The 14,629-nt window shown below is 64.1% G+C and carries 10 protein-coding genes; 7 read left to right on the top strand and 3 right to left on the bottom strand.

What is annotated here, in order from left to right; translation table 11 throughout:
* Positions 1-146: 146 nt before the first annotated feature.
* From H7A19_06145 to ppa, 3 genes are all read right to left on the bottom strand, one after another.
* Entirely contained in the window at positions 147-1,640 is a 1,494-nt protein-coding gene (locus tag H7A19_06145; GenBank protein MCP5474405.1) for a DUF4403 family protein, read from the bottom strand.
* A 300-nt stretch (positions 1,641-1,940) separates the two neighbouring features.
* Entirely contained in the window at positions 1,941-3,416 is a 1,476-nt protein-coding gene (locus H7A19_06140; GenBank protein MCP5474404.1) for an anthranilate synthase component I, read from the bottom strand.
* Positions 3,417-4,027: 611 nt separating this feature from the next.
* Entirely contained in the window at positions 4,028-4,576 is a 549-nt protein-coding gene (ppa, locus tag H7A19_06135) for an inorganic diphosphatase (GenBank protein ID MCP5474403.1), read from the bottom strand.
* A gap of 460 nt (positions 4,577-5,036) precedes the next feature.
* Between ppa and serS the strand changes: the two genes are divergently transcribed.
* The 7 genes from serS (at position 5,037) to H7A19_06100 (ending at position 14,306) form a co-directional block, all read left to right on the top strand.
* The gene (serS, locus tag H7A19_06130; GenBank protein ID MCP5474402.1) at positions 5,037-6,518 is read left to right on the top strand and encodes a serine--tRNA ligase; all 1,482 of its coding nucleotides are present in this window, start codon (positions 5,037-5,039) and stop codon (positions 6,516-6,518) included.
* Positions 6,519-6,847: 329 nt separating this feature from the next.
* Entirely contained in the window at positions 6,848-8,788 is a 1,941-nt protein-coding gene (locus tag H7A19_06125; protein MCP5474401.1) for a S9 family peptidase, read from the top strand.
* A gap of 626 nt (positions 8,789-9,414) precedes the next feature.
* Entirely contained in the window at positions 9,415-11,295 is a 1,881-nt protein-coding gene (gene thiC / locus H7A19_06120; GenBank protein ID MCP5474400.1) for a phosphomethylpyrimidine synthase ThiC, read from the top strand.
* Between the two features lie 196 nt (positions 11,296-11,491).
* Positions 11,492-11,824: a zinc ribbon domain-containing protein gene (locus H7A19_06115; GenBank protein ID MCP5474399.1), complete on the top strand. Its 333-nt coding sequence runs from the start codon at positions 11,492-11,494 to the stop codon at positions 11,822-11,824.
* 18 nt (positions 11,825-11,842) lie between these two features.
* Entirely contained in the window at positions 11,843-12,052 is a 210-nt protein-coding gene (locus H7A19_06110; protein MCP5474398.1) for a hypothetical protein, read from the top strand.
* Positions 12,053-12,228: 176 nt separating this feature from the next.
* Positions 12,229-13,626 (top strand): UDP-N-acetylmuramoyl-L-alanine--D-glutamate ligase, encoded by a 1,398-nt coding sequence (locus H7A19_06105; protein MCP5474397.1) that lies wholly within the window; start codon positions 12,229-12,231, stop codon positions 13,624-13,626.
* The gene (locus tag H7A19_06100; GenBank protein MCP5474396.1) at positions 13,623-14,306 is read left to right on the top strand and encodes a cytochrome b/b6 domain-containing protein; all 684 of its coding nucleotides are present in this window, start codon (positions 13,623-13,625) and stop codon (positions 14,304-14,306) included. The genes H7A19_06105 and H7A19_06100 overlap by 4 nt, the downstream gene beginning before the upstream one ends.
* The last annotated feature ends 323 nt before the right edge of the window (positions 14,307-14,629 follow it).

Raw genomic sequence — 14,629 nt, 5'->3', positions numbered from 1 at the left:
GGACGCAAAGTAGAAGCGGAAATTTGATTGGCCGTCGGGCCGGCGATGGACTCGATGCCATCCCTGGAAAGGCTCTTCTTTGCGTACTTTGCGTCCTTTGCGGACAAAGATACTCTTCCCTGTCACCGCGAAAGCCAGCGGATTTGTCAGCGAAGTTCCAGCGCCAGTTTGCCGCTGAGGGACACCCGCAGCATCAGGGCGTCATCACCGGGTGCCAGATCGAGCAACTGCAGATCATCGATGCTGGCGGCCAGATGCAGATGTTTCGCCAGCTTTTCGGCCTGCCCGGATGCGTTGTCGCGGTCACGGACCGCGCGCTCCACCCATTGATTGAGCTGGGTCTGGGCCGTTTCCTGCACCTGCGTGAGTCGGTCGCTGAGGTCGATGCGCGCCGCTGCAGCCAGCTGCGCTCTGATCTGGTCGCGCAGCAGCTCTGATGCCGCTTGCAGCAGCGGGTTGTCGCTGACGCTGACGAAATCGATGTTGGTGATGCTGAGCGTTCGGGTCTTCGGGTCGAAACCGGGGCGGCCGTGCAGATAGACCCAGCCCTTGCTGTCGCGCAAGCCCAGGCCCTCGATGCGCAGGCGCGCAGCTAGCACCAGATCGGGTGCCGAGGGATACACCCGGAACTCCTCGAACTGCACGATTGCGCTGCCGCCAGCGTAACTCACCGTGCGCGATTTGCCGCCCAGCGCAGCCTGCAGCGCCTCGGTCATCGCCGCGTACTGGGCCTGGACATCCAGGTTCAGTCGCAGCTGCGAATCCTCGGGAGCCTGCAGGCTGAGCGCCGGCAGCGCCGTGGCCTCGCGCGCGTCAGGCACGGGTCCATGCACCAGTTGCAATTTCGCCTTGACGCCCAGCAGCAGCTGCAGGCTCTCGTCTTCGGTGCGCGGCGGCTGCCAGTAGACGCTGGATGGATCCACCTGCAGCCACAGGGGGGGCTGGCTGGAGAGCACGAACGGCTGCTGCAGTCGCGTCCACCACTGTTCGGCGCGGGCACGCAGGTCAAGCTTCTTCTGGATCGACTCGGCCCAGCGCTGTTCGAGTTGATCGAGCCGCGGTTGCAGCGCCCGATCGGCTTGGCGCCGTAGCCCGACGTCGATGCCAAAGACCCGCGTGCTCGGCGCCTGCAGCCAGCGATAGTCCAGCTCGATGTCCGGTTTGACCGTCCAGTCGGCTCCGACCTGAAGCGTGATCCGTGCATCGATGGCCGCGCGGCCACGGACGGTCTTGCGCCGTCCCGCCAGTTCCGCGCGCAATTCGGCATCGGCGTCGGTGCTGACCCACAAGGCGCCGTCGTGCGCTCGCACCGTGGTCGACGACAGCCAGACATCGCCCTCGGTCTCGATGGACACACTGCCGAAGCGGAACTTCTTGCGTTCGCGCCGCGGCGGAATCGGCATGTGCTCGGGTAATTGATCTGCGATCTCGGCGAGAGCGGCGGCCTGGAGCTCGATCGGCAACAGCAGCAGCGAGTCCGGTACCGGCGTTTGCGGCAGGGTCATGCCCAGCGGCGGTGGCGCCTCGACCGGCGTCTCACCTGGACCGGGCAGGTGGGTACGCAGGCTCAGCGCCAGCAGCGCCAGCGCCAGCAAGCCCGAAGCAGCGAGCAGCCACCGACGTGCGGACCTTACAGCCATTCCCAAATCCCGTCGCCACCGAATCGGGCCTCAGTGTGGCCGGCGAAGTTGTAACAGGGACTGATCGGGGGCTCTTGTAGCCCGTTGTGCCGCGCAGCGGCTCAGCGGGGCTCTTTGGCGTCACCGCCCGGACAGCGCTGCGCGCAGTTCGGGCTACAGGAGCTATTGTAGCCCGTTGTGCCGCGCAGCGGCTCAGCGGGGCTCTTTGGCGTCTTTGCTTTTCTCCGCGATCTCCGCGCCTCCGCGTGAGACAGCTCTCTCCCACACCAGCAACCAGCAACCAGCAACCAGCAACCAGCCTCAGAGCCCGCGCACCGCCTCGGCGACGGCGCGGAACACGGCGCGGCCCTTGTTCATGGTTTCTTCCCATTCCATGCCCGGATCTGAATCGGCCACGATGCCGGCGCCGGCCTGCACGTGCAGGGTCTGGTCCTTGATCAATGCGGTGCGGATGGCGATGGCGAGGTCGGCTTCGCCCTGCCAGTTGATGTAGCCGACGGCGCCGCCGTAGAGATTGCGCTTGATCGGTTCCAGGTCCTGGATGATCTCCACCGCCCGGATCTTGGGCGCGCCGGAGAGGGTGCCGGCCGGGAAGGTGGCTCGCAGCACATCGATGATGTCGAGTTCCGGGCGCAACTGGCCGACCACCTGGGAGACGATGTGCATCACGTGCGAATAGCGTTCGACCACCATCTGGTCGGTGAGCTGGACCGTGCCCGATTGCGCGACCCGGCCAACGTCATTGCGGCCGAGGTCAATCAGCATCAGGTGCTCGGCGCATTCCTTGGGATCGCTGAGCAGGCGCTGGGCGTTGGCATCGTCCTCGGCGCTGTTGGCGCCGCGCGGCAGCGTGCCGGCGATTGGACGTACCACCACCTCGCCGGCCTTCAGCCGCACCAGGATCTCCGGGGACGAGCCGACCACATGCAGGTCGCCGAGGTCCATGAAATACATGTACGGTGACGGGTTGAGCGAACGCAGCGCGCGGTAGACATCGATGGGACGTGCCCGGAAGGGCACCGACAGGCGTTGCGAGATGACGATCTGAAAGGCGTCGCCGGCGAGGATGTACTCCTGGCAGCGACGCACCGCCGCCTCGAATTCCTCGCGGGTGAAACCGGACACGAAATGGGCCTCGTCCAGTGCCTGGGGGTCGAGCACTTCGGGATAACCTGGCGCCGGTGCGCGCAGCCGATAGGTGAGTCGATCCAGCCGGCGCTCGGCCCGTTCGATGGCGCCCGTCTCGTCGGTGGCAGCGTGCACGATCAGCGACAGCCTGCCCTTGCGGTTGTCGAACACCGCCAGTTCCTCGGTGCGCAGCAACACGATTTCCGGTGTGCCGAGTTGATCGGGACGATCATCGCGGGCCAGCTTGGTCTCGATGTAGGCCAGGGTCTCGAAGGCGAAATAGCCGACCCAGCCGCCGGCGAAGGCGGGCAGACCTTCCTGCATCGGCACCTTCTCGCTGTGGATCAAGGCCTGGACTTCGGCCAGCGGGTCAGCGACCTCGCGCTCCTCGACACAGACGCCATCGAGCAGGCGCCGCCATTGCCGGCCGCGCACCTCGATACGCTCGCGCGCCGGCAGGCCGATGATCGAATAGCGCCCCCAGGTGTCGCTGCCTTCAACCGATTCCAGCAGATAGGCATCGGTACCATCGACCAGCTTCAGGTAGGCCGACAGCGGCGTATCCAGATCCGCACGCACATGGCGTACCACCGGCACACGGGTGTAGCCGGCCGCACGCAGCTCGGCGAGGTTGATGGCATCAATCATGGTGGAGGGAGAGTCCGAAAGGGTTTCCGCGGATCATAGAGGGGCTGGTTGCTGGTTGTCGGTTGCGGGTTGCGGGTTGTCGGTTGTCGGCAGAGCCCGCACGTCGACGATCGAGTCCTGACGCGGGTCATGATCGGAAGCGGCCGGCGTCATCGCGAGCGTAGCGAAGCAATCCAGACGCACCTCCTCAGAAGCACTGGGTTGCTTGGTCACTGCGTTCCTCTACATGAAGCCATATCGTAAGTTATTGATGCGTCATTGCGAGGAGCGCAGCGACGAAGCAATCCACGGTAGCGCCGCACGCCCCTGGATTGCTTCGCTACGCTCGCAATGACGCCGGGGGTTCATGGCCCGTGCGCAGTGTCGGGCCGACACCCGACACAGCTGGCTCGCAATGACGCATCAACAAAGGCGCGGATTCATGAAAAGCCCAGCGAAGCAAGCCAGCCGCCTCGCCGTGACGCCCGGCGCAGAGCCGAAAAGCGTCCACACAAGTCTGGAGCCACAGAAACTTCACCGGGCACAAGTCTGAAACCATCGCCGCACCAGACGCCGGCCCCACGAGCCACGGCTCTTCCCTTTTCCCTTTCCCTTTTCCCCTGTCCCGCTCTTCAGTATCCCGGCTTTACCGGCAGCGCCTCATAGCGCTCTACGGATTCGACGATCTCGCGTTTGGCGGCGGCGGCGTCTTCCCAGCCACGTACCTTGACCCACTTGCCCTTCTCCAGATCCTTGTAGTGCTCGAAGAAATGGCGGATGCGGTCGCGGGTGGGTTCGGCCACGTCTTCGAGTTTGCGGATATGGGCGTAGGCGCTGTAGATGCGGTCGATGGGCACCGCGATCAGCTTGGTGTCCTCGCCGGCCTCGTCCTCCATGGCCAGCAGGCCGATCGGACGCACGCGAATGACCGAGCCCGGGATCAGCGGCAGCGGCATCACCACCAGGACATCGGCTGGATCGCCATCTCCGGACAAGGTGTGCGGGATGTAGCCGTAATTGCACGGGTAGCGCATCGGCGTGGTCAGTACGCGATCGACAAAGATGGCGCCCGAGTCCTTGTCGACTTCGTACTTGACCGGTTCGGCGTTCATCGGAATCTCGATGATGACGTTCACTTCATCAGGTACCTGGCGTCCGGCGGGTACGCGTTCCAGTCCCATGGTGCTGTCCTTTGCTGAGGCGATGAGATCGGAGTATGCCCGCCGCAGGGGGCGAGGAGCGAGGAGCGAGGGGCGAGGGGCAGGGGTCCAACCTCGACGCATGATCTGACCGTGCCGCGACGTGGGTCCCCTGCCCCCCGCCCCTGTTCGATGCGCGAACAAGCGCGCCGCCAGGGGCTCTGATCTACCTAATTGTGTGGCATTTGACGCGAGCGGGATCGGGAGTCTCCTTCTCCGCAATGGACGCTAGGGTGTCCCGGTGCTTTCCCCCTTTTCGTCCATAGCCATCTTTGCGTCCTTCGTGTCCTTTGCGGATAACTGCTGTTGTTGCTTCCGACGGATTTCTGGTTGATTTCAGGTCGCCGGCCATGATCTCGAACAAATTCATTGCCCGACGAAGCGGCCACAATGTGGCGGCTGCATAATCCCGAGTCTTTGCCGTTCTCTGCGAGGTGTACTCATGCTCGACCCTGCGCTGTTCCGCCATCACCTGGAAGCCACTGCCGAAAGCCTGAAGCGTCTGCGCGGTCTGGACCTGCCGATGCAAGACCTCGAAGCGCTCGAGACCGAACGCAAGCAGGTGCAGACGGAAACGCAGGAGCTGCAGGCCAATCGCAACCGACTGGCCAAAGAGATCGGCATGCGCAAGAGTCGGGGCGAAAATGCCGATGATCTGATGGCCCAGAGTCAGGCGCTCCCCGATCAGCTCAAGCAGGCCGAAGATCGTCTGGCGGTACTGCAGGAGCGGCTGTCGGCGATCGTGCTGCGCATCCCGAACATTCCGCACGCCAGCGTTCCGGTCGGGGCCGACGAGACCGGCAACGTCGCCGTGCGTCGGGTGGGCACTCCCCGTACCTTCGATTTCGAAGTCAAGGACCATGTCGAACTCGGTGCCCGCAACGGCTGGCTCGATGGCGAAGCTGGTGCCAAGCTCTCCGGCGCGCGCTTCACCGTGTTGCGTGGTGGATTGGCCAAGCTGCACCGGGCACTCGCGCAGTTCATGCTCGATGTGCACACCACCCATCACGGCTACACCGAGGTCAACGTCCCGGTGCTGGTGACCAGCGAAACCATGCAGGGTACCGGTCAGCTGCCCAAGTTCGAGGAAGATCTGTTCGAGGTGCCGGTGGGCACCCGCTATCTGGCGGTTGACGGCAAGGCCAAGGACGCGCTCTACGGCGCCATCCACCGTCGCGATCAGGACGATGCGCTGGCCCTGATCAACGGCATTGCCAGTGACCTCGGACTGCAGACCCTGGGCCGCATGCCGGCGGCACTGTGGGACGATCTGCACAACTCCGACGCCATGGTGGCGACGCTGCATCGCTGGTTGTGGCGCCGCATGTACCTGATTCCGACGGCAGAAGTCTCGTTAACCAATCTCTATCGCGACGAGATTGTCGAGGCCGACACGCTGCCGCAGCGGCTGACCGCGCATTCACTGTGTTTCCGCGCCGAGGCCGGGGCTGCCGGACGCGATACCCGCGGCATGATCCGCCAGCATCAGTTCGAGAAGGTCGAACTGGTGCAGATCGTCAAGCCGGAAGACAGCTACAACCAGCTGGAGGAAATGACCGGCCACGCCGAGAACATCCTCAAACGCTTGCGCCTGCCCTATCGCACCATGCTGCTGTGCTCGGGCGACATGGGTTTTGCCTCCACCAAGACCTACGACATCGAAGTCTGGCTGCCGAGCCAGAACAGCTATCGCGAAATCAGCTCCTGCTCCAATTGCGAAAGCTTCCAGGCCCGGCGCATGCATGCGCGCTGGCGCAATCCGGCCACCGGCAAGCCCGAATTGCTGCACACGCTCAACGGCTCGGGCGTGGCCATCGGTCGGGCGCTGATTGCGGTGATGGAGAACTATCAGAACGAAGATGGGTCCATCACCATCCCCGATGCGCTGCGACCGTACATGGGCGGGGCAGAGCGCATCGCCTGAGGCTGGTACTGCGTGTCCCTCCTGTAAAGGGCGCCGCGCTGCGGCGCCGTTTTGCCTAGTCGGCAGATCACGAGCGGTCGCGAAGTAACCGATCTGTGGGAGCGGACTCTGTCCGCGATCGAGGCTTGCACGTGCCGGGAGCCCGGTATCGCGGCGCAAGCCGCTCCTACCGGGCCGGATTCATGGCCCGACCGAGAGTCTGGCGTCGCCGGCAGCGCCGCTTGGGGGCTCGTGCGGTCATGGGCTCATGGCCCCTGATCGGCGAGTCGGTTTCTTCAGCCCATGCCAGCTGCTAGTCTCGCCGCCATCTTTGTGATGGATCGTAACTAATGACTCCCTTGATATTGGCGTTGGCGCTCAGTGCGTCGGCCGCGCCCATTCCGATTTCGGATTTTGCCAAGCCGTCCTCGGTCGACAACATGAAGCTGTCGCCCGACGGCCGTTATCTGGCCATGGTGACGCAGCAGAGCGACTACGAAACCATGCTGGTGGTGCTGGACAGCACCACGCTCAAGGCCGTGGGCGGGCTGCGCTCGGCGCAGCGCCGGCTGGTCGGTGATTTCTGGTGGGTCGCGGGCGATCGGCTGGTGCTGGCGGTGTCGCGGCGCTTTGGCGGACTCGACGAGCCGCTGTTCACCGGCGAGTTGATTGCCGTCGATGCTGACGGCAAGCGCGTCCGCACCATCTACGGTACGTCCGGCGCCATGCAGGCCGGCACGCGCATGAAGACCCGGGCCAATGACACCGGTTTCGCGACCATGGTCGAGCCCCTGCCAGCTGACGACAGGCACGCGGTGATCGCCGTGTGGTCGGGGGCCCAGGACCTGCCCTTTACCGAGCTCTATTCGGTCGATGTGGTCAGTGGCAAGCGCACCAAGCTGGCCAAGGCGCCCATCGGCGGTGCTGATTTCCTGCTGGATGCCAAGGCCAATCCGGTCTACGCCTGGGGCGCGACGCCGGAAGGCTGGCATCAGTTGTACCGACGCACCGCCGATGAGCAATGGCTGCTGGTCGATGACGAGCAGCAAAGCGGCAACGAACTGACGCCGCTGGCCATCGCCGATGACGATGGCAGCGTCGCCATGCAGATCCTGGGCCCGAAAGGCCCTGGGAAAATCGTACTCTGGCACCCTGACAGCGGCGTCGGCCAGACTTTGCACCAGGCCAAGGTCGCCGAGCCGCTGGGCGCGCTGCTCACCGCCGACGCACGCAAACTCTACGGCGTGATCACCGCCGACGACCGCAGCGACGTGGTGCTAATGGATGCCGATGCTCCGGAAGCCCGCATCCAGGCGCTGATGGCGAAGAGCTTTGCCGGCTCGCTGGTACTGCCGGTGAGTTGGTCGCTGGGCGCCAAGCAAGCGCTGGTCCATGTCGAGAGTGATCGCAACTCCGGCGAGTATTATCTGTACGACCGCGATACCGGCAAGGCCCGTTTTCTGCTGGCGCGCGACGAGTGGGCCGATCCGGACCTGATGCGTCCGCGCCAGCCGATCGAACTCAAGGCCCGCGACGGCTTGACGCTGCACGGATATCTGACCACGCCACAGACCGCAGAGGGCGTAAAGCCGCCGCTGGTGGTGCTGCCCCATGGCGGCCCGCACGGCATCCGTGATGATTGGTCGTGGGAACTGTGGTCACAGCTGCTCGCCAGTCGCGGCTATGCCGTGCTGCAACTGAACTTTCGCGGCTCCGGCGGCTACGGGCAGGACTTCGGGGTGGCCGGTTATCGCCAGTGGGGTGGTGCCATGCAGGAAGATCTGGCGGACGCCGTGCGCTGGGCGGCCGAGCAGGGCCATGTCGATGCCGAGCGCGTGTGCATCTTTGGCGCCAGCTACGGTGGTTACGCCGCCCTGATGAGCGCCGCGCGCGAGCCCGACATGTACCGCTGCGCCATCAGCTACGCCGGCCTCAGCGATCTGTCGCTGATGTACAAGCGTGGCGACATCAGTGATTCCGCCTACGGCGAGAATTACCTGAAGCTGGCCATCGGCAAGGACGAAGCGCAATTGAAGGACTATTCGCCGGTCCATCATGCGGCCGATATCAAGGCCGCGGTGATGCTGATCCACGGCGGCGAAGACCAGCGCGTACCGCCGATCCACGCCCAGCAGATGAAAGCTGCCCTGGAGAAGGCCGGGAAAACGGTGGAATGGATGTACGAAGCCGATGAAGGCCACGGCTTCTACCGTCAGGCCCATCGCCAGGAACTCTACGAGCGCGTGCTGAAGTTCCTGGATGCAAATCTGGCGACCAGGGCCGGAGATTGAAAGAGCGGGAAAAGGGAAAACGGGAAAGGGAAAAGGGAAGAGCGGCTGGTCTTGGGCAAGCCGCGGCTACTCTGGATCGCCGAGTTGTACTCGGCAGCTCCTGAGTTGTTGATGCGTCATTGCGAGCCACCTGTATCGGCCAGAAACTGCCAACGGGCCATGAACCCGCCGTCGTAGGTCATGTTGTCCGCGTCAGCGGACTACGTGACATCCATTTGCGTCACGTAGCTCGCTACGCGAGCAACGTGACCTACAACATCAACGGCGCGCAGCCTTTCCCATGCCCCGTGCCCGCGCGCCTGCGCTACAATCGCCGCACTGAAGCGGGGGTGCCGGGCGCAGGCCGGGCTGAGAAAGACCCTTCGAACCTGATCGGTTGGTGTGCTGCCCCGCAATCAAAGTGGAGGGATTTCCAGAGGATTTCAGCCCGAGGCAAGGCGCGAGGAGGAGTCATGGCAGCACCATGGCGACAACGAGCAACGCAGCAGTCGGGTTGAAATACGCGGAAATCGCCCAGGTTGATTGCGGGGCAGCACACCCTGACCGGTGTAGGGAAGCTTCGGGTGTGCCGCCACAGCAGTGCATCCGCCGCCGCCGCTTCGTCCTTCCCCTGCTGGAGCGCGACGATGAATGCGGTGACCGACGACATGATGCAGCAGGCCGAGCAGCTCTCGGCTGATTTGACCCGCCCGATCCCCGGCTCCCGCAAGATCTACGCGCATGGCTCGCGAGACGATCTGCGCGTGCCCATGCGCGAAGTGGCGCAGGCCCGCACGGCCAAATCCTTTGGCGCCGAAATCAATCCCTCGCTGGCCATCTACGACACCAGCGGGCCATACACCGATCCCTCCGTGAACATAGACCTGCGCAAAGGCCTGTTGCCGATGCGCGCCGCGTGGATTGCCGAGCGCGGCGATACCGAGCAGCTGAACGGACCGACCTCGGTGTTCGGACACGATCGCCTGCAGGATGCCAAGACCCGACATCTGCGCTTCGAGCATCTGCGCGCGCCGCGGCGCGCCAGGGCCGGTGCCAACGTCAGCCAGATGCACTACGCCCGCCGCGGCATCATCACGCCGGAGATGGAATACATCGCCATCCGCGAGAACCAGCTGATCGACCAGATTCGAGAAGGCTATCTGCTCCGGCACCACGCTGGCGAGAGCTTCGGTGCCAGTCTGCCCAAGATCGTCACTCCCGAATTCGTGCGCGACGAAGTCGCTCGCGGCCGCGCCATCATCCCGTGCAACATCAATCACCCGGAACTGGAGCCGATGATCATCGGCCGCAACTTCCTGGTGAAGATCAACGCCAACATCGGCAACTCGGCGGTGTCGAGCTCCATTGCCGAAGAAGTCGAGAAGATGGTGTGGTCGATCCGCTGGGGGGCCGACACCGTGATGGATCTCAGCACTGGCAAGCACATCCACGAAACCCGCGAGTGGATCATCCGCAACTCGCCGGTGCCGATCGGCACGGTGCCGATCTACCAGGCGCTGGAGAAGGTCGACGGCAAGGCCGAGGAACTGACCTGGGAGATCTTCCGCGACACCCTGATCGAGCAGGCCGAGCAGGGCGTGAGCTACTTCACCATCCATGCCGGCGTGCGCCTGAAGTACATCCCGCTGACCGCCCGGCGCGTCACCGGCATCGTCAGTCGCGGCGGCTCGATCATGGCCAAGTGGTGCCTGGCGCATCACAAGGAGAGCTTCCTCTTTGATCGCTTCGAAGAAATCTGCGAGATCATGAAGGCCTACGATGTGTCCTTCTCGCTGGGCGATGGGCTGCGTCCGGGCTCGATTGCCGACGCCAATGATGCCGCCCAGTTCGGCGAGCTGGAGACCCTGGGCGAGCTGACCCAGATCGCCTGGAAGCACGATGTCCAGACCATGATCGAGGGCCCGGGCCATGTGCCCATGCACCTGATCAAGGAGAACATGGACAAGCAGCTGCGCGAGTGCGGAGAGGCGCCCTTCTACACCCTTGGGCCCCTGACCACCGACATCGCCCCCGGCTACGACCACATCACCAGCGCCATCGGTGCCGCCATGATCGGCTGGTACGGTACTGCGATGCTCTGTTATGTCACGCCGAAAGAGCACCTCGGCCTGCCCAACAAGCACGATGTGCGCGATGGCATCGTCACCTACAAGATCGCCGCCCACGCCGCCGATCTGGCCAAGGGCCATCCCGCCGCTCAGGTGCGCGACAATGCGCTCAGCAAGGCACGCTTCGAGTTCCGCTGGGAAGACCAGTTCAACCTCGGCCTGGATCCGGAGAAGGCCAAGGAATTCCATGACGAAACCCTGCCCAAGGAAGCCCACAAGGTCGCCCACTTCTGCTCCATGTGCGGCCCGCATTTCTGCTCGATGAAGATCACCCAGGACGTCCGCGACTACGCCGCCCAGAAGGGTGTCGCCGACGAAGCCGCCGCACTGGAACAGGGCATGGCCGAGAAGGCCGCCGAATTCCGCGAGGCTGGGCTGGAGATCTACAGGCCGGAATAGGACGCGGCGCGGGACCGGCGGGAGCGACCTTGCGTCGCGACCGGTAGGGCGAAGACCCGTAGCCCGGTTTGGCGCGTAGCGGCTCACCGGGGCTCTTGCCCGTCACCGCCCGGACATCGCTACGCGCAGTTCGGGCTACGCGATGCCGGCAGCTTGCTAACATTCAGATCTTTCCCGCAGTGGTGATCCTGAATTCATGGACGTCAATGCTGACGACAGCCGTGACCTGGTCAAGGCCAAATCGGATCTGCGGCGGGCCAACAGTGAACTCGAGCAACTGCGGATCGATCTCGACCGGCTGTCGCTGGTGTGTAGAGCCATGTATTCCCTGCTGCAAGAAAGCGCAGGGCTTAGTGATCAGGATCTGCTGCGCCGTGTGGACGAGATCGACGCCCAGGATGGTTCATTGAACGGTCGGGTCCGGGCTGCGGTGCGGCCTTGCCCGGGTTGTGGTCGGGCCTGCAGCCCCAAGCAGCGCTTCTGCCTGTATTGCCAGCATCCGCTTGAGCGCCTTTCAGCTTTCGACTAGCGGCTGGTGTGCCGCTCGATGCGGTCGTTGCTTCAGGACACCAGCGGGCTGACCGAACACGATCTGATCAAGCGCATGGAAGAGGTGGATCTGCAGGACGGGAAACGGGATGGTCGCGTCCGCCCGAAGCCGGTGGTGTGTGGCTCCTGTGGTCGCAACAACAGTGGACGTCACGCTGCCTGTCTGTACTGCGAAATGCCCATTGAGCGCGAATCGGCCTTCGACTGAGGTGCAAAAGGCGCCGGGGAGCCGCTCCGCGGCACCCTCGGCCTACGCTCGCAATGTCAATTCACGGCGCTTGGTGATGTCGGGTGGCGGCTTAACCTTCACGCCCGGTGGCTCAGCCAGTGCAACTTCACGCTCGCACCCGCATCATCCCGGCATCGCTTTCCACGCCATCGATCATGCATATCAGCCTCGAAGCTTTCATTCTGCGCAAGGTCGCCATCTGGGGTTTTGGCCAGGAGGGTCAGGCGGCTTTGCGCTTCCTGCGCCCGATCTTCCCGGAAAAGAAGATCGGCATCATCCTGACGCCGGAAGAGGCCGCGTCCTGGGATTTCTCGGGTGATCCCAAGATCGAGGTGGTGGCCGAGGAGATTCAGGCTGGCACCTTCGGGCCTTACCAGATCGTGATCAAGTCGCCGGGTATCAGCCCCTATCGCCACACGCGGGCGATGGAATGGGCGCATTTTCGCGGCACTCGCTTCATTTCTGGCACCTCGATGTGGTTTGCCCAGCACCGCCACGACAAGACCATTGTCGTCACCGGCACCAAGGGCAAGAGCACGACCAGCGCGCTGACCGCTGCCTTGCTGCGTGCCACCGGTGCCAAGGTGGTGTTGGCCGGCAATATCGGACTGCCGCTGCTGGATGTCATGGAGCCGGATCCGGAGCCAGACTACTGGGTGATCGAGCTGTCCAGTTATCAGGCGGCGGATTTCATCGGTCATCCGGCGATTGCCGCGGTGCTCAACCTGTCGCCGGAACACCTGGACTGGCACGGCGATGAAGAAACCTATTACCGCGACAAGCTCAAGGTGATCAGCGATGGGCACGCTGATCTGGCGGTGTTGAATGCCGCCGATGCGCGGCTGATGGCGCATGTAGAGGGCGTCGAGCGCCGCACGCTGTTCAATCATCGCGGCTTCTGGCATGCCCGTGGCGCCTCGGTATGGCACGACGAAGAGCATGTGATCGATCTGTCGGACACCCATCTGGCCGGTGCCCACAACGCCAGCAATGTGGCCGCCGCTTTCACCATGGTCGAGGCCTTCGGCCATGATCCCAGGCAGTTGCTGCAGACCGTGCGCGACTTCAAGCCATTGCCGCATCGGCTGGCCGATGTCGGCACGCGCGACGGCATCCGTTTCATCGATGACAGCATCGCGACCACGCCCGAAGCCACGCTGGCGGCGCTCGGCAGTCTGGCACCCAGGCCCACGGTGGTCATCGTCGGTGGCTTCGATCGTGGTCTGGACTGGGGCGAATTCGCCCGCGCCATCAGTGTCGAAGCCCCGGCCGGCATTGTCGCCCAGGGCCAGAACGGTGCCCGCATCCACGCCCAGATCGAAGAGGCCATCGCCCAGCTGGGTGATCGTCGGCCTCAGTTGAAGCTGGTCGAGGATCTGGAAGCCGCGGTGGCGGCTGCCACCCAGATGGTGCCTGCCGGCGGCGTGGTCTTGCTGTCGCCGGGCGCGCCCAGCTTTGATCAGTTCCGCGATTATTCCGAGCGTGGTCGGCGCTTCGCCGAGTTGGCAGGCTTCGAGGTGCGCGACGAGCGCATCGAGGGCATCGGCCTATGAGCACTGAGCAGCAGCCACGGCGGATCCGCATCTGGGATTGGCCCGTACGCCTCACTCACTGGGCACTGGTACTCTGCATTCTGGCCCTGTACGCCACCGGCGAATACGGCTGGCTGAGCATGGACTGGCATTTCCGCTTCGGCTACGCCGCGCTGGCTCTGATCCTGTTCCGATTGATCTGGGGTGTGGTCGGCAGCGAACACGCGCGCTTTTCCGATTTCGTGCGCGGGCCCAGAGCCATCCTGCACTATCTGGAGTCCTGGGGCAGAGCCGACTACCGCCCGGCGCTGGGCCACAACCCGCTCGGTGCCCTGGCGGTGCTGGCGATGCTGCTGCTGATGCTGGCGCAGGCGGTCAGCGGTCTGTTCAGCAACGACGAGATCCAGTGGTTCGGACCCTTGTCGGAGCGCATTTCGACCTCGGCCAGCGCCGACTGGACCGACTGGCATCATCTGGGACAGAAGCTGTTGCTGCTGATGATCGTGCTGCACCTGGCGGCGATCAGCGTCTACCGGCTGGTCAAGCACGAGGATCTGGTGCAGCCGATGCTGACCGGCCGCAAGCAACGCAGCGATGGCCGAGACGCCCGCTGGCGTTCACCGTGGCTGGCGCTGGTCTTGTTTGCCCTGTGTGCCGGTGCGGTCTGGGCGATCACCGTCTGGGGCCCGCCGCCTCTGTAGAGCGGAGCTTGCTCCGCTGCTGCTGCTCGGCTTTTTCGCTCTGACGGCAGGCCTAAAACGCCGCACACCCTGCCGAGCAAGCTCGGCAGTACAAGAGCCTGGTACACCGGCGCTCTCGTAGAGCGGAGCTTGCTCCGCTGCTGTTGCTCGGCTTTTTCGGCTCTGACGCCAGGCGCAGAGAAGCCGCACATCCTGCCGAGCAAGCTCGGCACTACAAGAGCCTGGTACACCGGCGCTCTGGTGGAGCGGAGCCTGCTCCGCTGCTGTAGCCGGGCTTTGCGCTCTTGACCTTTGTCTCGATCACCCTGCGATAGCATTTGCGA

It is taken from the genome of Rhodanobacteraceae bacterium (assembly GCA_024234055.1).
Taxonomy (GTDB): domain Bacteria; phylum Pseudomonadota; class Gammaproteobacteria; order Xanthomonadales; family SZUA-5; genus JADKFD01.
Note: the sequence above shows the minus strand (reverse complement) of the source record. Positions and strands in the feature narration are given on the sequence as shown.